Annotated in this window: 19 protein-coding genes; 12 read left to right on the forward strand and 7 right to left on the reverse strand. The window is 40.3% G+C overall.

Features of this window, described 5'->3' with window-relative positions; translation table 11 throughout:
- The first annotated feature begins 124 nt into the window (after positions 1-124).
- The 4 genes from AC25JC_RS05230 to groL all read left to right on the forward strand — a co-directional run bounded on the left by AC25JC_RS05230 (position 125) and on the right by groL (position 4,011).
- Entirely contained in the window at positions 125-1,063 is a 939-nt protein-coding gene (locus AC25JC_RS05230; RefSeq protein WP_486923591.1) for a diacylglycerol/lipid kinase family protein, read from the forward strand.
- On the forward strand, positions 1,044-1,829 hold the full coding sequence (locus AC25JC_RS05235) for a metallophosphoesterase family protein (RefSeq protein ID WP_486923592.1): 786 nt from the start codon (positions 1,044-1,046) through the stop codon (positions 1,827-1,829). The genes AC25JC_RS05230 and AC25JC_RS05235 overlap by 20 nt, the downstream gene beginning before the upstream one ends.
- Before the next feature lie 183 nt (positions 1,830-2,012).
- Positions 2,013-2,303: a co-chaperone GroES gene (locus AC25JC_RS05240; RefSeq protein WP_078192966.1), complete on the forward strand. Its 291-nt coding sequence runs from the start codon at positions 2,013-2,015 to the stop codon at positions 2,301-2,303.
- 73 nt (positions 2,304-2,376) lie between these two features.
- Positions 2,377-4,011 carry a chaperonin GroEL gene (groL, locus tag AC25JC_RS05245; protein WP_078192965.1) on the forward strand — a complete coding sequence of 545 codons (1,635 nt, stop codon included), beginning with the start codon at positions 2,377-2,379 and terminating at the stop codon, positions 4,009-4,011.
- A 79-nt stretch (positions 4,012-4,090) separates the two neighbouring features.
- Here the strand turns inward: groL and AC25JC_RS05250 are convergent, their stop codons facing one another.
- A complete protein-coding gene (locus AC25JC_RS05250) occupies positions 4,091-4,573 on the reverse strand; it encodes a copper resistance protein NlpE (protein ID WP_486923593.1) in 483 nt (160 codons plus the stop codon).
- A gap of 281 nt (positions 4,574-4,854) precedes the next feature.
- Between AC25JC_RS05250 and AC25JC_RS05255 the strand changes: the two genes are divergently transcribed.
- Positions 4,855-5,433 (forward strand): 1-acyl-sn-glycerol-3-phosphate acyltransferase, encoded by a 579-nt coding sequence (locus AC25JC_RS05255; RefSeq protein ID WP_171262613.1) that lies wholly within the window; start codon positions 4,855-4,857, stop codon positions 5,431-5,433.
- Positions 5,434-5,513: 80 nt separating this feature from the next.
- Here AC25JC_RS05255 and AC25JC_RS05260 read toward each other — a convergent pair whose 3' ends face one another.
- Positions 5,514-5,843, reverse strand: coding sequence for a hypothetical protein (locus AC25JC_RS05260; RefSeq protein WP_486923594.1), 330 nt, complete (start codon positions 5,841-5,843; stop codon positions 5,514-5,516).
- Positions 5,844-6,033: 190 nt separating this feature from the next.
- Entirely contained in the window at positions 6,034-6,771 is a 738-nt protein-coding gene (locus AC25JC_RS05265; RefSeq protein WP_486923595.1) for a sulfite exporter TauE/SafE family protein, read from the reverse strand.
- Between the two features lie 199 nt (positions 6,772-6,970).
- Between AC25JC_RS05265 and AC25JC_RS05270 the strand changes: the two genes are divergently transcribed.
- Complete coding sequence (locus AC25JC_RS05270; RefSeq protein WP_486923596.1) at positions 6,971-7,453, forward strand: hypothetical protein; 483 nt, start codon at positions 6,971-6,973, stop codon at positions 7,451-7,453.
- 56 nt (positions 7,454-7,509) lie between these two features.
- Here AC25JC_RS05270 and rsmD read toward each other — a convergent pair whose 3' ends face one another.
- Positions 7,510-8,061, reverse strand: coding sequence for a 16S rRNA (guanine(966)-N(2))-methyltransferase RsmD (gene rsmD / locus AC25JC_RS05275; protein WP_168378319.1), 552 nt, complete (start codon positions 8,059-8,061; stop codon positions 7,510-7,512).
- A gap of 3 nt (positions 8,062-8,064) precedes the next feature.
- Positions 8,065-10,107 carry a penicillin-binding protein 2 gene (gene mrdA, locus AC25JC_RS05280; protein ID WP_486923597.1) on the reverse strand — a complete coding sequence of 681 codons (2,043 nt, stop codon included), beginning with the start codon at positions 10,105-10,107 and terminating at the stop codon, positions 8,065-8,067.
- Positions 10,108-10,341: 234 nt separating this feature from the next.
- On the opposite strand from mrdA, the gene AC25JC_RS05285 reads away from it, so the two are divergent.
- From AC25JC_RS05285 to AC25JC_RS05305, 5 genes are all read left to right on the forward strand, one after another.
- Positions 10,342-10,860: a hypothetical protein gene (locus AC25JC_RS05285; RefSeq protein ID WP_078192958.1), complete on the forward strand. Its 519-nt coding sequence runs from the start codon at positions 10,342-10,344 to the stop codon at positions 10,858-10,860.
- Positions 10,861-10,924: 64 nt separating this feature from the next.
- The gene (locus tag AC25JC_RS05290; RefSeq protein WP_218948322.1) at positions 10,925-12,241 is read left to right on the forward strand and encodes a DUF445 domain-containing protein; all 1,317 of its coding nucleotides are present in this window, start codon (positions 10,925-10,927) and stop codon (positions 12,239-12,241) included.
- 84 nt (positions 12,242-12,325) lie between these two features.
- Positions 12,326-12,985 carry an adenylate kinase gene (gene adk, locus AC25JC_RS05295; RefSeq protein ID WP_078189866.1) on the forward strand — a complete coding sequence of 220 codons (660 nt, stop codon included), beginning with the start codon at positions 12,326-12,328 and terminating at the stop codon, positions 12,983-12,985.
- A gap of 86 nt (positions 12,986-13,071) precedes the next feature.
- On the forward strand, positions 13,072-13,305 hold the full coding sequence (locus tag AC25JC_RS05300; protein ID WP_486923598.1) for a hypothetical protein: 234 nt from the start codon (positions 13,072-13,074) through the stop codon (positions 13,303-13,305).
- Positions 13,306-13,351: 46 nt separating this feature from the next.
- Positions 13,352-14,089 (forward strand): tetratricopeptide repeat protein, encoded by a 738-nt coding sequence (locus AC25JC_RS05305; RefSeq protein WP_180011841.1) that lies wholly within the window; start codon positions 13,352-13,354, stop codon positions 14,087-14,089.
- 142 nt (positions 14,090-14,231) lie between these two features.
- Here AC25JC_RS05305 and nth read toward each other — a convergent pair whose 3' ends face one another.
- Together nth and AC25JC_RS05315 are read right to left on the reverse strand one after the other, a co-directional pair.
- The gene (gene nth / locus AC25JC_RS05310) at positions 14,232-14,915 is read right to left on the reverse strand and encodes an endonuclease III (protein ID WP_486923599.1); all 684 of its coding nucleotides are present in this window, start codon (positions 14,913-14,915) and stop codon (positions 14,232-14,234) included.
- Between the two features lie 2 nt (positions 14,916-14,917).
- Positions 14,918-15,712, reverse strand: coding sequence for an RnfABCDGE type electron transport complex subunit B (locus AC25JC_RS05315; RefSeq protein WP_486923600.1), 795 nt, complete (start codon positions 15,710-15,712; stop codon positions 14,918-14,920).
- 330 nt (positions 15,713-16,042) lie between these two features.
- Between AC25JC_RS05315 and gdhA the strand changes: the two genes are divergently transcribed.
- Positions 16,043-17,389: an NADP-specific glutamate dehydrogenase gene (gene gdhA / locus AC25JC_RS05320; RefSeq protein ID WP_227591817.1), complete on the forward strand. Its 1,347-nt coding sequence runs from the start codon at positions 16,043-16,045 to the stop codon at positions 17,387-17,389.
- Positions 17,390-17,402 lie beyond the last annotated feature (13 nt).

Consider the following 17,402-nt stretch of genomic DNA (forward strand, 5'->3'; position numbering starts at 1 on the left):
AATTGATATTTGAGAATTATTATTGATTAAATAAATGGTGGTAATTCGATTTTTACATAAAGGCGCTATTATTTGCTGTTAAATTCGACAAAATACAATACTAAGCGGCCAAGATGTATAAAAAGTGATTAAACAAGCCAAGCCTTTATCTATTATCTATAATAAAAAATCAGGATTTCATGCTGCAAACAAAGATGAAGTCTACGAGGAACTTGTGCGGATTTTATCCGATCATAATTTCGAAATACAGTCATTTGAGCTTGGGCAGGAAGCGAGTTTTGATACTTTAATGAGCAAGGTATTTGCACGCCATCAAGACCCTGATAATTTGGGTGTTGTGGTTGCTGCAGGTGGTGATGGAACCTTAAATGCTGTTGCTCATCAGTTGATGCATACCGATATTCCTATGGGGGTCTTACCTTTGGGCACATTTAATTATGTGGCGCGGGTACTCAATATTCCTCTCGATTTAATTCAAGCGGCACAGGTGATTGCGACAGGCAATAATCGACAGGTGCACGTGGCGCAAATCAATGAACATATCTATTTAAACAATGCCAGTTTGGGCTTGTATCCTTTATTTATACAAAAAAGAGAATTTTATAATCAAAAGTTTGGGCGTTTCCCATTGCATGCTTATACCTCAGGTTTGGATGTGCTCATTCGAGATCGTAAAGAGCTGAAATTGGAAATCGAAGTGGATCATCATATTTATCCAGTCAAAACGCCCTTGATCTTTTTTGGGAATAATCAATTGCAATTGGCCGATTTAAACTTGCAAATCGCTAAAGATGCAGAGGCAGGTAAAGTTGCAGGTGTGGTTGTCGCAAAAAGTGATAAGAAAACGTTATTTAAAATTTTATGGCAATTGATCCGTGGCAATATCGACAATGCACCAGATGTGTATAGTTTTGCCGCTGATGAAGTCTCAATACATACCCAACGAAAAAAAATGACCGTTGCTGTGGATGGTGAGATTGTAGAAATGAAACCGCCGCTTAGAATTCGAGTGCAAAAACAAGCCTTAAAGATACGAGTGCCACATGATACTGCATCTGTCTGATCTGCATTTTGGCACTGAAAAGCCAGAGTGTATACGTGCTATTCAGCAATTTTGTCATGAACAGCGTATCGAGGCCGTGGTTGCCAGTGGGGACTTGACCCAACGTGCGCGCTATCGCCAGTTTTATGCATGTAAGCAATTTTTAGAAAGCTTAAATTTGCCATATATCGTTGTGCCAGGGAATCATGATATTCCGCTGTATCATTTATGGAACCGTGTTTTTAGTCCTTTTGCACGTTATCAACTATTTTTTGGTGCCATGGAAAATGTACTGGAAACCGAGCATTTTTATTTAATTGGGATCAATAGTATTCGCCGTCGTTACCATACGCGAGGGCATGTGTCTCTCGAGCAAATACATTATGTTGATGATTTACTTAAACATGCCCCGCCCAATAAAATGAAATTAATCATAGCGCATCAACCTTTTTATACGCCGCCCAATGACCCGCATGGTGTGAAAGATTGTCCTGTTCAAGGGCGTTTGGCACTCGAACAGTGGAGTCAACACGGTTTAAATGGTTTATTGCATGGACATTTACATGTTCCAGCCAGCTATGACCTCAATCAGATTTATGCTTTAGGTGCTGCGCATCCAGTTTGGGATATTCATGCTGGAACTGCAACGTCATATCGCCTACACGATAACCTTGCCAACAGTTTTAATGTCATTGATGAGCAGATGAATGTGCAGCATTATTTTTATCATTCAAAGTTAAAAATATTCGAAGAAAATCTTAGTACTCATATTTTGGATGAGCTTTAATCCTTTAAATTTAAATTTTGAAGAAAAAAAATACAAAAAAATGAAAAAAATTAAATTTTGCCCTTGAAGGGTTTTTTTCCATCCCCACAAAAGTGTCATCTAAATTATTTTTTGTCGATGGCTTACGGAAATCAAAATGTCATCGTCTTTTATCTAGTAAATAGACTTAGTCTGGAGTTAACTATGAGCAATATTCGTCCTTTGCATGACAACGTTGTGATTCGCCGTGTTGAAAAGGAAACTAAAACTGCTGGTGGTCTTATTTTAAGTACTTCAGCAGCTGAACAACCTGCTCAAGGCGAAGTAATCGCTGTAGGTAATGGCAAAGTAACTGACAATGGCGTACGTGCATTAGACGTTAAAGTTGGTGACAACGTATTGTTTGGCACTTATGCCGGTACAAAAGTAAAAGTAGCAGGCGAAGAGCTTCTTATTATGAAAGAGTCTGACATCTTAGCGGTACTTGAAGCTTAAGTTTCGTACACGCATTTAGACCCTTTTATTCATCATAAATTGTTAAAAATTTTAAAAAGATTCGGAGTTAGACATGTCAGCTAAAGACGTAAAATTTGGTGATTCAGCGCGTTCAAAAATGATCGCGGGTGTAAATGTACTTGCAGATGCTGTAAAAGTGACTTTAGGTCCTAAAGGCCGTAACGTTGTCATCGACCGTTCTTTCGGTGCACCGCACATCACTAAAGATGGTGTTTCTGTTGCTAAAGAAATCACGTTAAAAGACAAGTTTGAAAACATGGGCGCTCAGCTAGTTCGTGAAGTGTCTTCAAAAACCAACGACATCGCGGGTGACGGTACAACAACTGCAACTGTTCTTGCACAAGCAATCCTTAATGAAGGGATTAAATCAGTAACTGCGGGTATGAACCCAATGGATCTTAAACGCGGTATCGACATCGCGGTTAAAGCTGTAGTTGCTGAAATTAAAGCGACTGCAAAACCTGCATCTGACTCTAAAGCGATTGAACAAGTAGGTTCTATTTCTGCGAACTCTGACACCACTGTTGGTAAACTTATTGCTCAAGCAATGGAAAAAGTTGGTAAAGAGGGTGTAATTACAGTTGAAGAGGGTTCAGGCTTTGAAGATTCTCTAGATGTTGTAGAGGGTATGCAGTTTGACCGTGGTTACATCAGCCCGTACTTTGCAAACAAGCAAGATACACTAACAGCTGAACTTGAAAACCCATACATTCTTCTTGTTGATAAAAAAATCAGCAACATCCGCGAATTAATTGCTGTACTTGAAGCTGTTGCTAAAACAGGTAAACCGCTTCTTATCATTGCTGAAGATGTTGAAGGTGAAGCACTTGCAACTCTTGTTGTAAACAACATGCGTGGCATTATCAAAGTTTGTGCTGTTAAAGCACCTGGTTTTGGTGATCGTCGTAAAGCGATGCTTCAAGACATCGCGATTTTAACTGGCGCGACTGTAGTTTCTGAAGAGGTTGGTATGTCTTTAGACCAAACTACACTTGAGCACTTAGGTACAGCGCATAAAGTTACTGTTTCTAAAGAAAACACAGTAATTGTTGATGGTGCAGGTGTTGCAGAGCAAATTGCTGAACGTGTAACTCAAATTCGTGCTCAAATTGAAGAATCAACTTCAGAATACGACAAAGAAAAACTTCAAGAACGCGTTGCTAAATTGGCAGGCGGTGTTGCTGTAATCAAAATCGGCGCTGCAACTGAAGTTGAAATGAAAGAGAAGAAAGATCGCGTTGACGATGCACTTCATGCAACTCGTGCTGCAGTTGAAGAAGGTGTTGTAGCAGGTGGTGGTGTTGCACTTGTACGTGCTGCAAAAGCACTTGAAGGTGTGTCTGGTGCTAACGATGACCAAAATGTAGGTATTAACATTTTACGTCGTGCAATTGAAGCGCCACTTCGTCAAATCGTTGCAAACTCTGGTGATGAGCCATCAGTTGTAATCAATGCTGTGAAAAACGGTGAAGGTAACTTCGGTTATAACGCTGCGACTTCAGAGTATGGCGATATGTTAGAAATGGGTATTCTTGACCCTGCGAAAGTAACACGTTCTGCGCTTGAGCATGCTGCATCTGTTGCGGGCTTAATGCTTACAACTGAATGTATGATTACTGAAATCCCAGAAGACAAACCTGCTATGCCTGATATGGGCGGTATGGGTGGCATGGGCGGTATGATGTAATTCATACTGATCATCCGATCTAAAAAATCCCCGCTACTTGCGGGGATTTTTTTATAACAATCCTAGTTAGAGTAAAACACTAATCAAGCTTTTTGGTGAGTTTAAGATTTACTTCAGGCATTTCTAGTTTTTCACCTTTATCACCACGAAGCTCAATAAAGTTTTCACCTATAAAGTAAATTCGATTGTCGCCCTCGGCATCAAGTTGAATCATTCCAGGTTGATCTGGCAAGAACTTAAAACTGCCTTTTACTTTATTTTCAGTGTTCGCAGGTTTACCTAAAAACTCTTGGCTGAGTTCATAGCTCTTATCAAGTTTGAGTTCAAGTTCAGTTTCAATCCCTTTGCAATCATGGCAAGGTAGAATCCCTTTATACTCACCTGCCCAATCAAGTGCATTTTCGGTGTTATCACCTGTGGCAATCGGACTTTCAGATGCAGCGTCGGTATTGGCAATGACGTTATTATCTGGTGGTGTCGCAGTTTCAGAATCATTGCTAGTCTTTGAACATGCCGTTAAGGTTGCACTGACCATACAGAGAGCGAGGATTAGTTTTTTCATGAGATTTATACACCGTACGTACCCAATATAATGCTAAGCGTGACTTTTATTGCTCAAGAAAAATAGCCTATTCCTGTTAACAATTGTGTGTTTGGTTAATACATCAAAACAGACATTTGATTTTTAAAAATTCGTAAATAGTGAAATATTGGTGATTTACCTAAAAGTGAACGCTAAAGGACATTTATATATTAATTGGTGAATAACTAAACAATATAGGCTTTTATAATTATTTTGCGTTGTTAAACTCTGCGGCATAGAGAAAACTGTCGGTGCAAATTGTGTTTGAAAAAACAGCGGAAAAAAGTCTGAACTTAATGGGGTGGCAAATTGATAACCATTGGGATTTAAATATCGACCAATGTGTCATGATTGCAGCGCCACATACCAGTAATTGGGATGCACTTTATGCACGCCTTGCCCTGAAAGCTTTAGGGGTAAATGTTCGCATCACGATTAAAGACAGTTATATGAAGTTCCCGTTTGGGCCTTTTGTACGTGCCATGGGCGGGATTGGTATTAATCGACGTCCAAAACAAGATGGTGAAGCTCGTCAAAGTATGGTTGAGCTCATGGCTGACTTATTTAAGCATCATCCGAAATTGGTCATGTTAGTGACGCCTGAAGGGACACGCGCTAAACAAGAGAAGTGGAAAACTGGTTTTTATCATGTTGCTATGCAAGCGGGTGTGCCGATTGCTTTAGCCTATATGGACTATGCGCAGAAAAAAACGGGTGTGGGTAAAATTGTTTATCCTACAGGCGATTATGAAAAAGATATGGCTGAAATCATGGATTTTTACGCGCAAATTCATGCCAAATTTCCTGAAAAATTCAGTGTCGATACACGCTATCACTAATCCAACAATCCAATAAAAAAGGACAGCATGGGCTGTCCTTTTTACGTTTAGATGATTCTGTTTAGATTTTTATATTGAATTTAATCATGAAAATCGGGATGGATACCGCCCAGATTTTGACATGCCGCCTTATAAATAATGTATTGCTGGTCAACCACATCGATGAGCGGGATACGAAATAACTTTTCGCCTTGCTTATACCTATCGATATAAGACACGACTTTTTGTTTACTTGATGCTAGTTTTTCTTCATGGAAAGTTGTAATCGAGCTATGAGTCATATGTGAACTTTCAATATTATTGCACTGAAAATGTGAGAGTAGTTTTTCAGCTTTTTTAATTTCGCTGGACGTGCCAAACATACAGCCGCTAAGCAGAGTCACACCTGCAAGCAGGATGAACTTTTTCATGGTTTTATTTTAAGCAAAATTATGAGGTGCAATATTCTATTAATTTTCGACAAAAAAATTAATTACTTTTTTACCATTTGGCTAATTTTTATTTAAATGTGAACTATGTCATTGTTACAAGATGTGAATATCTAACTGAGAAGGGGTTTTTCTAGAATGACTTGGATAAATATCTTTCGGTTTTGAGTTATCAGCTTAAGACACTCATCGTCACCAAGAAGCAGCCTGAAGAAAATAATAGCCCTAACACGATATGCTTAAATTGGCTTTCTGAAATACGATAAAAAAGTTTGGCACCAAAAATCACGGGAAAAGCCATAATTACCAAAAGCACGGCTAAATAGGGTAGATGTTCACGATGGATGATTCCTTGTAATAGGTAGCTAATGAGTGTGACGAGCTGAATAGCTAAATTGAAATGTCGCAAAATATAGCGTTGTTCTGCTTTGGGTGTATTTTTCAGCATGAGCCATGCAGAGGGTAATGCACCACAAAAGCCTCCAAGACCACCCAAGATTCCAGCAATATATCCGATACTAGAATCCGCCCATTTCCCTGTCTTTTGGATGAATGAAAATTTTGGATTAAAAAATAAAATTGGGCACCAAAACATTAAAAAAGCGCCCAAAACCAATTTAAATGTATCTGGATTAATGCTGTCTAATAAATAGGTACCTAGCGGCACACCTAAAATTCCTGCAATTAAATAGGTATAAATGATTTTTTTATTGATCGGAATGCTTTTGCGTTCTGATGATAATGAGATGAAATGGCTATAAACTGAAGCGCAGACGACCAAGGGTGCTGCTATTTGCGGGGGAAGTATCCAAACCCAAAATGACATTGCGATAAGGGCGAATGCAAACCCTGTTAATCCTTGTGCGAATCCCGCAAAGATGGCACCAAGAATAAAAATCAGCCAAGTCATTAAATTACAGCTTTGAAATACGTGGCGCTATTGTAGTGAATTTTTCTATATAAATGTGGCTGACTGAGCAAATGTAGCAAAATTGGACATCAGATCATGAATAGAACATGAATATATAAATACAGCAGATGTACACCGACTTCCGATTGAATTCATTTCGATAAGTGAAAATGCTCTTCATCAAAGAGGAGTGCTACACATGCTTAAACAAGTTGCTTTGCTATCTGTGGTTGCAATTACATTTACAGGGTGTGTCGTGGCGCCATTTGATAGTGGCCGATACCAATCGAATCGATATGGTTATGCAAATCAATATGGTTATTCAGGTCAATATGGTGGTTCATACGGTCAGCGCTATGAATCAAGTCAGCGTTATGACCGCTCATATGGTCGAGTGAATAGCCCGCAACATCGACCAAACTCACCACGACCGAATTCGAATAACCGTCCAGACAATATATATAAACCAAATGCGCATAAACCGAATGTACAGAATCCTTCATCTCAGCATCCGTCAAATGTGCATCGTCCAAGCTCAAAGCCTCAGACTTCGGCTAAACCTAATACAAGTAAACCTCAGCAGCAAAAACCGCAGCAACAACGTCCTAAAGTAACGCCCGTAGATAAAGCTAAAACCCCGGGTGGATTTAATAGCCAACGTCCACTTCGACCACAGGTTTAATGATTTTCAAGTAATAAAAAAGGACGCATTGGCGTCCTTTTTTATGTGCATCTACATTAAGCCTTTTTATATAAGCCTGCACGCACCGTTCCAGCTTTGGTTTGTTTAATTTGCTGCCAACTGCTCGGGAGTTTTAACTGAGCAAGATCACGATCAGCTTCGATATAAATTAAACCATTGTCTGCAATGCACGGATCGACCAATTCAGCAAGTTCCTGCCATAAATCAAGACTATAAGGGGGATCTAAGAAAATCAGATCAAATTGGTCTTTCAAGTTAGGAATGGCTTGTTGTGCCGTCATGTTTTTGAGTTGCACACGTTGTTTGCTAACTCTTAAAAGTTCTAAATTGTCCATGAGAAATTTCGCTTGGGTGCGATCAGGTTCAATTAAAACAGCTTCTGCTGCACCACGTGAGAGTGCTTCAAATGACAAAGCACCTGAACCTGTACAAAGGTCGAGAACTTTGGCATTTTGAACATCCCACATGAGCCAGTTAAATAATGTCTCGCGTACACGGTCAGGTGTAGGGCGTAAACCGTCAATACTGGCAAAAGGCAGTTGACGGCGTTTCCATTCACCCCCAATGATTCTTAATTGATTTTTCATGAATTATTCCTCATCGGTTGCATGTGCGGCACTGGCAGCACGAGGTGTTGTATTTGCAGTATTCGATTGTTGAGTTGCACTGTTGTTCTGCTGAGCTGTTGGGGTTGCATTTGGATCGGCAGATAAAATATTCGAGCCGCTTGGTAATTCACTCGGTTTTAGACCCGCAGTCATGAGACCACCGCTAATTTGATGGCCTGCAGGACGAATTGGATTCTTTTTACGTGTTAATAACCAGTAGTCAAACATTGGTTTAGCAATTTGAGCAGCAGAACCACCGTGACGACCATTTTCCCAAACGACGGCAATCGCAATTTCAGGTTTTTCCGCAGGGGCAAAACCAACAAATAAACCATGGTCAAGCTGACGCTCTGTCAATAAGGACTCGTTATAGCGTTTACCTTGGGCAATACTTTTAACCTGTGCGGTGCCTGTTTTACCTGCGATTTGATACATTGGGGTACGAATACCACGACCGGTCCCTGTTTGAACCACATCAATCATGGCATCACGCATTTTGATCCAATCATCTGGCTTACCATTAAATTGAATGCGACCATTCGGGGCGTTATGTACTTTGTGGACTTTAGCGCCTTTACTTTCACGCAAAACGTGAGGTGTAACATGAGAGCCTTGATTGGCGGTAATAGCAGTCGCCATCGCCAGTTGTAATGGTGTTGCAGTAAATGCACCCTGACCAATACTGACGGAAATCGTTTCACCTTTAAGCCAGTTGGACTTCCGTGTGCGGAGCTTCCATTCAGGATTTGGATATAGCCCCGTACTTTCACTTGGTAAATCTACACCGGTTTTTTCACCGAAGCCAAACTGACGCATCCAAGTATTCATTTTTTCAATGCCCATGCGATAAGACAAGACATAGAAGTAGGTATCGCAGGAAATGACTTGAGCTTTGTGTAAATTAACTGAGCCATGACCAGTTTTTTTGTGGTCACGGAAACGATGGCTGTCACCCGGAAGCGTGAAATAGCCCGGATCGGAAATGGCTGTACTCCAATCCACTAGACCATAATGAATACCACCTAGACCAAACATTGGCTTAATCGTTGAACCCGGTGGATAAGCCCCTTGCACAGCACGGTTATATAATGGCTGATCGAGGCTATCACGTAGTTCAGAATAATCTTTGCTGCTAATCCCGGTAACAAATAAGTTAGGGTTAAAACTTGGACTAGACACGAGAGCAAGAATTTCCCCAGTACGTGGGTCAATCGCCACAATTGCACCACGTCGACCTGCAAGCTGCTCTGAAGCGACCATTTGCAGTCCATAATCTAGGGATAAATATAAGTCATTACCACGAATCGGATCTTTACGACCTAGATGACGTAACACATTACCAAAGGCATCGGCTTCAACCGACTCATTCCCCGGCATACCATGTAAAAGTTCTTCATATGATTTTTCAACGCCAATTTTCCCGATCAGGTTTGAGCCAGCATATAAATCTTTATCAATCGATTTTAGTTCTTTGTCATTAATACGACCTACATAGCCAATCACATGGGCAAACAGTTCACCATGTGGATAGTAGCGAGTCATTTGGGTCTCTATATTGACACCCGGGAATTGATATTTCACCTCACTAAAACGGGCGATATCATTTTCATTTAAATTCAGTTTAATCGAAACACGTTCAGTCTTTTTAGAGGTTTTAATCCGACTTTTGAAACGTTCGATGTCTTCATCAGTCAGTTCTAACAGAGGCGTTAGGCGCTCTACCGTATCATCAATGTCTTCAACATCCGCACGGCTCATGGTTGCCGAGAAAACCGGATAATTATCGGCTAATAACACGCCATTACGGTCATAGATATAACCACGAGAAGGTGCAAGCGGTTGCAATCGAATTCGGTTTTGATCTGCCGCAGTCGAAAAGGTCTCATAACTCTTGATTTGCAAATATGCATAACGTGCCACAAGCAACAGCATAAAGAAGGAGACAATCCCTATCGAAATCACTACGCGATTACGATAAATCCGCTTTTCTTGCTGGACATTTTTTAAAGGATAATGCTGCTTCATACGCGATCGACTTAAAGACTGAGAGCTAAAATAACGGAAGAGGCATATTCTAGCGCAACTGACATTTTTTTGATAAATAAAAACGACTCTGCTGTGATTGCAGTCTATATTTTGACTTTGCAGACATGAAAAATATGGGGCTTTGTGTATAACAGTTCATATTATTCTGCTAAAGTCGAAACGTATAAAAAAGGAATATTCCAAAAAATAATACTAAGGAAGTTTGTGAAAACAATGAATAAATTATATCCATTGCTTGCATTTATGATGCTCGGAAGCATCGCACATGCCAATGACAATTCATTTTTACCTGAGGCAAAGTTAACAGGTAAGGGTTATCAACCATGGAATGTTGGAGCAGGTTTTACTCAAAAAATTATTCACGTGAATGGTGAGTGGGTAAACCCATATGGCATTGCCTATGCAAAAGCTGGTGTTTTCTTGAACGATGATAAAACACCTGGTGGGCAAGTCGGCTTTCGTTACCCCGTTCATTTCACTGGCAAAGATAAAAATGGTTATTATATCGGAGCTTATGCGGGCCACATCGACTCCAAGAAAGTAGATGGTGAAGATGAAGCGCGTTTAGGTGGTGGTATCGATCTTGCTTATGTGATGTTGAGTGCCGAGCGTATTAGTACGTTTAGTGTAGGCTTGGGTGCGGGTGAAAAATTAGAAGACAAATCAGGTAATGTGATTGTGGAAACCGAACCGAGACTACAAATCTCATATACTTTAAGTTTTGGTTTGTAGTGAAAATAATCAACTTTATTTTATAACCGCACTCACTGAATAAAATTAAATATGGAAGTTATGCATGCTTGAGTACGTTAACGAATTGTGGCAAACCTTTTTGCAACGTCCCGATTTTTGGGCTGTGCTGAGTATTATCCCCGTTACCGCATTCGTTACCTGGGCACACGTTTGGATGGCACTGAAAATGGTATTTTACCCAATTAATTTCTGGGGATTCCATTTAGGTCCATTACCCGTGGGATGGCAGGGGATTGTGCCAAGAAAAGCTGGACGTATTTCTGGCATTATTACGGATAATACATTGTCTAAATTGGGTTCCTTGCGTGAGTTTTTGGATGCAATGGATCCTGAGGACATGGCGCGCATCATTGGTGAACAAGTTGGCTTTGAGCTTGAACATTTGATTGATGAAGTCATGCTAGACCGAAATGCGGTGCTTTGGGAAAACCTACCGTATTCGATTAAACGTCGTATTTATGCCCAAGCACACAAACAGCTGCCAAATACCTTAAAAGAACTCGTGACCGAACTGACCATGAACGTAGAGTCACTTGTTGATATGCGTGAAATGGTGGTGAGCCAAATGGAAGCGGATCGTCTCTTGATGGTGCGTATGTTCCTTAAAGTTGGCCAAAAAGAAATCAACTTTATTTGGCATATCAGTGCCTTGATTGGGATGTTCTTTGGTATCTTCCAGATGATCGTTTGGTTTGTGGTGCCTTGGCATTGGACGGTTCCATTTTGGGCAGCAATCTGGGGCTTTTTGACCAACTGGATTGCCATCTGGATGGTATTTAATCCTATTGAGCCGCACCCCGTAAAGTATTTACAATTATTTGAATTAACTAAAGATCGTAAATTTCCTTGGATTAAACCTGTGATTCCACGTATTGGAACGTACAATGTTCAAGGGGCGTTTATGAAACGCCAAGAAGAAGTTTCGGATGTATTCGCAAGTGTAGTCACAGAAGACCTAATTACGTTAAAATCCATCATGACCGAAATGATGTATGGCGGGAAGAAAGATAAGACCCGTCGCATTGTGAAACGTCATATTAATGAAATTATGGAATCTCCGCTGGTTCGTACCTCATTACAGTTGTCTTTAGGTCCAAAAGAGTACGCAAAACTCAAGACAGACTTGATCGATCGCTCAATTGAAATTACGATGGTGCCTGTATGCGACCCTGCGTTTAATGCGAGCCGTGCACAGAAAATCTTTCAAATGTTTAGAGACCGTATTCGTGAGCTAACACCGAAAGAATTTCAAAATCTATTACGTCCTGCATTTCAGGAAGACGAATGGATTTTAATTGTCTTGGGTGGTGTAACCGGTTTTATCGCGGGTACAATACATTTGTTTGTGGCTTTCTTATAATTAGATGCTGGAAGATGATCTGAATCTTGGGTTTAGATCACTACATAGCGTCATATACAATGTTTAAAATGAGGATGTTTTTTTATGCGCATTATATTACTCGGACCACCTGGAGCAGGTAAAGGGACACAAGCTCAGTTGATCTGTAAGCGCTACGATATCCCACAAATTTCAACCGGTGATATGCTCCGTGCTGCGATTCGTGAAGGTACTGAATTAGGTCTACAAGCTAAAAGCGTCATGGATAATGGCGGCCTTGTATCTGATGAGCTTATTATTGGTCTTGTAAAAGAACGCATTGCTCAACCTGACTGTGTCAACGGCTGCATTTTCGACGGTTTCCCACGTACGATTCCACAAGCTGAAGCGCTTGAAAACGAAGGTATCAGCATCGATCACGTAATTGAAATCGATGTACCTGACGAAGAAATCGTTCAACGTTTATCTGGTCGTCGTCAACACCCTGCATCTGGTCGTGTATATCACACCGTTTACAACCCACCAAAAGTGGAAGGTAAAGATGACGAAACTGGTGAAGATCTTGTTCAACGTCCGGATGACCAAGAAGCAACAATTCGTAAGCGTTTAGGTTCTTACCATGCCGAAACTGAGCAATTGGTTGGTTTCTACCAAGGTCGTGCAGCTTCTGGCGAAAACGCACCGACTTATGACAAATTAAATGGTCTTCGTCCAATCGATCAAGTTCAAACTGATTTGTTCGCGATTTTAGATCAGTCTAAATAATTCAGCTTTTTTGAATTTTTGACAATCAAAGAGTCCTACTGCATAGTGGGGCTCTTTTTTTATGTGGCTTTTAGGGCGAATCTGTTATGAAATTTGCTTTGGTTATAATGGTCATCATCGCTGTAGCGGTGTTATTGGGCTTATTAATTGTCAGCTTTAAAATGTTGCGTAAGGTGCAAGTGGAAGAGTTGGCTGAACGCCGTGAAATGCGTAAATTTGTACATGTATCTGAAAAGTATCAGGTACATCCGGAAGTTGAAGAAGAAAAAAAACGTTTGGAAAAGTTAAAAAAAGAGTTAGAAAACAAAGACACCAAATAAAAATGTCTAAATAAATAAGATTTTTTCAGATTATGAGAATTAGATAATGGAGTATTTGAATAGACATACCTGCTTGTTATTTCTTATAAATGTATGCCTTATTGCCTGTAAGAGTGACGTACAAACAGAAGCAGAGATTTTAAAACAGCAATGTCCTGTATTAGTTGAAAGCAATCCGTTATGTAAAATTGTATATGATAAGAATTTAACATCGACAGAGAAAATAGCGGGTATGGGTTTTTTGTATTTTACAGGCCAGAAAAATATTCAAAAAGATTATGTGCAGGCTTTTAATTTATTAAATTTTGCTGCACAACAAGGAGATGCTGAAGCAATCAACATATTGGGTATGATTTATATGAATGGAGCAGGACGAGATCAAGACTTTATAAAAGCAGAAAAATACTTCATGCAGGCAAGCCTGTTAAATGAGCAAAATGCTAAAAATAACTTAGGTACTTTGTACCGAAAACAGAAAAGAAATGCGGAAGCTGAAAAGTGGTATCTTCAGGGAGTAGCTGATGATCCAAGCAAGGCTTACGAAGGATTATCAAAATTATATGTCGAACAAGGGAAATATGAACAGGCATACGAATATTCTATCAAAGCATCTGAATATCGGAATGCGGAAGCTGAGTATAATCTTGGTGTTTTTTATGAGCAGGGGATTCATGTAGAACAGAGCAATGCGCAGGCTATATATTGGTACCAACGAGCAGCAAGTCAAGGGCATCAGGATGCTGCCCATAATATGCGCATTTTGTCAGACAAGGGAGCAATATAGTTCTATTTGAAAGGCTACTCTGATTTAGTAGGCAGAAATTCTTCATTTAATCTAGCTAAATTGATTTAAAGATGCTTTTAATCGCTACTAGGAACGCACTTCGAAATATTGCTATTAGTAAAAAGCTCAACATATTTTTTCATCATTGCTTCTTAAGATTTAACTCTTTCACTGCACCAAACTCATACTTATCATTCCAATTACATACATCAGACACGATACATTCATGACATTTGGGTTTGCGGGCAATACAGGTATAACGCCCATGCAGAATCAACCAATGATGTGAATCAACAATAAACTCTTTGGGGATGACTTTGACGAGTCGGTGTTCGACTTCCAAAACATTTTTGCCGACAGCCAATCCTGTACGATTACCTAAACGAAAAATATGCGTATCAACGGCCATGGTTGGTTGACCAAAAGCAGTATTCAGCACCACATTTGCAGTTTTACGACCGACACCGGGTAAGGCTTCCAAATCTGCACGATTATTCGGAACGATACTGTTATGCTTCTCAATGAGAATCTTGCAGGCTTTAATGACATTTTCCGCTTTTGAGTTATACAGGCCAATGGTCTTGATATATTCCTTCAGTCCGTCAACACCTAACGCATAAATAGCTTTAGGAGTATTTGCTACTGGAAAAAGTTTATCTGTGGCTTTGTTGACACTGACATCTGTGGCCTGAGCAGATAGGGTAACAGCCACTAAAAGTTCAAATGGACTACTATAATTGAGTTCAGTTTTCGGGTTGGGGCGTTGCTCACGTAAGCGTTCAAAAAAAGTTTGAATTTGCTTCTTAGTCATGTTTTTAACAGCCATGATTAAGCCCCTTGCAGTTGTGTTAGTTGTAGCGTTAGCGTATGGAGTAATTCACGTTTTTTTGCATCTTCTCGAACACTCAGTTGTTTTTCTAATTTCTTAATTTGTGTACGAATTTTTGCAAGTTCAATGGTGGTTTTTGCATCGAGTTGAACGACTGGCGTAGCAGGTTTTTCCACGACTTCAATGACCGGTACCGAGTCTGTCTGGGTCGAAAATTGGGCAAAAAGTTCCGTGTCAATTTCAGCACGTACGACTGGGCCTTTACGATGAATTCTGCGCTTTTCCTCACGTTGAATATGTGCATAGTAGCGGCGACGTAAATCATTCTGTTCTGCGATTCGAGCGGCTTCAGATGGCACTTGATCAAGCTCTTCGACAAGGTCGATACAATCCACTGGACAAGGTGGAATGCAGAGTTCGCAGCCCGTACATAAATCCGTCAAGACGGTATGCATCAATTTGCCTGAGCCAATAATGGCATCAACAGGGCAGGCACTAATACATTTGGTACAACCAATACATTCATCCTCACGAATCACAGCTTTAACCCGTTGCGGGCGTCCATCACTTTGGATTGGCCAAACGCTGGCTTCTGCTGTTAAGTGTGGACGATTTAATAACGCTGCTAGTGAATCTGCCACAGGTTGACCACCGGGTATACATTTATTGGCTTCTTCTCCTTCACTGATGGCTTTGGCATAGGGTAAGCAGCCGTCTCGGTGTCCACAAAGTCCACATTGAGTTTGTGGCAATAGGGCATCAATTTGTTGGATGAGGGAAATTTCAGAAGTCATGGGTAGTCGCGAGTACAAATGAAGGCAGAGAAAAACCAAAGAGGACGTTGAATTCTAGCATGTTTCAGTATGAATTGCTGTGCGCAAAAATGGGTCTATAGATGCATCATAAATGAGCAAAATAATTCATTAAAATATTCCTAAAAGTAATAATATTTATAACTAAAATATCTGAGTAATCAATTTAAATCGCTGTTCTTTAAAGAATTTAAAGATTTTTTAAAAAAACTATTGCTGATTAGTTACAAAAGATATTTAATATTTTGCGCCAAAATATATCTTTGATCAAAATTGTGATCAATTTTGATCCATACATCTGCTGAGGATTAAGTGTTGAAATATAACAGCCTTAACGACTTCCTAGACTACGTTAAAACACGTGATGAACATCAACCTGAATTTCTTCAAGCTGTTGAAGAAGTGATGACGAGCCTTTGGCCATTCATCGAAAAGAACCCACAATATGCTGACTACGGTTTGCTAGAACGTCTTGTTGAGCCTGAGCGTGCAATTCAGTTCCGTGTTTCATGGGTAGATGACAAAGGTCAAACTCAAGTTAACCGTGCTTTCCGTGTTCAATACAACTCAGCAATTGGTCCATTCAAAGGTGGTATGCGTTTCCACCCATCAGTGAACCTTTCAATTCTTAAATTCTTAGGTTTTGAACAAACTTTCAAAAATGCCTTAACTACACTTCCTATGGGTGGTGGTAAAGGTGGTTCAGATTTTGACCCTAAGGGTAAATCTGAAGGCGAAATCATGCGTTTCTGTCAAGCATTAATGATCGAATTATACCGTCATCTTGGTTCTAACACTGACATCCCTGCGGGCGACATCGGTGTAGGTGGCCGTGAAGTGGGCTACATGGCTGGTATGATGAAAAAATTAAGCAACGACACAGCATGTGTGTTCACTGGTAAAGGTTTAACTTTCGGTGGTTCACTTGCACGTCCTGAAGCAACTGGTTACGGTACTGTGTATTTCGCTGAGGAAATGCTAAAAACTCGTGGCGATAGCTTTAAAGATAAAGTTGTAACGATTTCGGGTTCTGGTAACGTTGCACAATACGCTGCTGAAAAAGCAATGTACTTGGGTGCGAAAGTGGTTTCACTTTCAGACTCAGCAGGTACTGTATACGTAAAAGACGGTTTCACAACTGAACTTCTTGCTGAAGTAATGGAATTGAAAAACGTTAAGCGTGGCCGTATTTCTGAATTTGCATCTAAGCACGGTTTTGAATATTTAGAAGGTCAACGTCCTTGGTCTATCAAATGTGATATCGCGCTGCCATGTGCAACTCAAAATGAATTAGATGAAGCTGATGCTGAAGCTCTTCTTGCTAATGGCGTAATCTGTGTTGCTGAAGGCGCAAACATGCCATCTACTTTGGCTGCAGTTGAGAAATTCGTTGAAGCGAAAATTCTTTATGCACCAGGTAAAGCTTCAAATGCAGGTGGTGTTGCAACTTCTGGTCTTGAAATGTCTCAAAACGCAATTCGTTTGGGTTGGACTTTCGAAGAAGTTGACGAGCGTCTACACGCGATCATGAAAGAAATTCACCGCAACTGCGTGAAATACGGTACTGAAGAAGATGGTACTGTGAACTACGTAAACGGTGCGAACATTGCAGGTTTCGTAAAAGTTGCTGACGCAATGCTTGCTCAAGGCGTTTACTAAGTTCTCTGTAAGC

Source organism: Acinetobacter sp. P37, assembly GCF_057480965.1.

Excerpts from the sequence above, each read along its gene's own strand:
- AC25JC_RS05265 (WP_486923595.1), bottom strand. The coding sequence starts at position 6,771 with ATGACTTGGCTGATTTTTATTCTTGGTGCCATCTTTGCGGGATTCGCA.
- AC25JC_RS05290 (WP_218948322.1), top strand. The coding sequence starts at position 10,925 with ATGCTTGAGTACGTTAACGAATTGTGGCAAACCTTTTTGCAACGTCCC.
- nth (WP_486923599.1), bottom strand. The coding sequence starts at position 14,915 with ATGGCTGTTAAAAACATGACTAAGAAGCAAATTCAAACTTTTTTTGAA.
- AC25JC_RS05270 (WP_486923596.1), top strand. The coding sequence starts at position 6,971 with ATGCTTAAACAAGTTGCTTTGCTATCTGTGGTTGCAATTACATTTACA.
- AC25JC_RS05315 (WP_486923600.1), bottom strand. The coding sequence starts at position 15,712 with ATGACTTCTGAAATTTCCCTCATCCAACAAATTGATGCCCTATTGCCA.
- AC25JC_RS05260 (WP_486923594.1), bottom strand. The coding sequence starts at position 5,843 with ATGAAAAAGTTCATCCTGCTTGCAGGTGTGACTCTGCTTAGCGGCTGT.
- groL (WP_078192965.1), top strand. The coding sequence starts at position 2,377 with ATGTCAGCTAAAGACGTAAAATTTGGTGATTCAGCGCGTTCAAAAATG.
- adk (WP_078189866.1), top strand. The coding sequence starts at position 12,326 with ATGCGCATTATATTACTCGGACCACCTGGAGCAGGTAAAGGGACACAA.
- AC25JC_RS05300 (WP_486923598.1), top strand. The coding sequence starts at position 13,072 with ATGAAATTTGCTTTGGTTATAATGGTCATCATCGCTGTAGCGGTGTTA.
- AC25JC_RS05285 (WP_078192958.1), top strand. The coding sequence starts at position 10,342 with ATGAATAAATTATATCCATTGCTTGCATTTATGATGCTCGGAAGCATC.
- AC25JC_RS05240 (WP_078192966.1), top strand. The coding sequence starts at position 2,013 with ATGAGCAATATTCGTCCTTTGCATGACAACGTTGTGATTCGCCGTGTT.
- AC25JC_RS05235 (WP_486923592.1), top strand. The coding sequence starts at position 1,044 with ATGATACTGCATCTGTCTGATCTGCATTTTGGCACTGAAAAGCCAGAG.
- rsmD (WP_168378319.1), bottom strand. The coding sequence starts at position 8,061 with ATGAAAAATCAATTAAGAATCATTGGGGGTGAATGGAAACGCCGTCAA.
- AC25JC_RS05305 (WP_180011841.1), top strand. The coding sequence starts at position 13,352 with ATGGAGTATTTGAATAGACATACCTGCTTGTTATTTCTTATAAATGTA.
- mrdA (WP_486923597.1), bottom strand. The coding sequence starts at position 10,107 with ATGAAGCAGCATTATCCTTTAAAAAATGTCCAGCAAGAAAAGCGGATT.
- AC25JC_RS05250 (WP_486923593.1), bottom strand. The coding sequence starts at position 4,573 with ATGAAAAAACTAATCCTCGCTCTCTGTATGGTCAGTGCAACCTTAACG.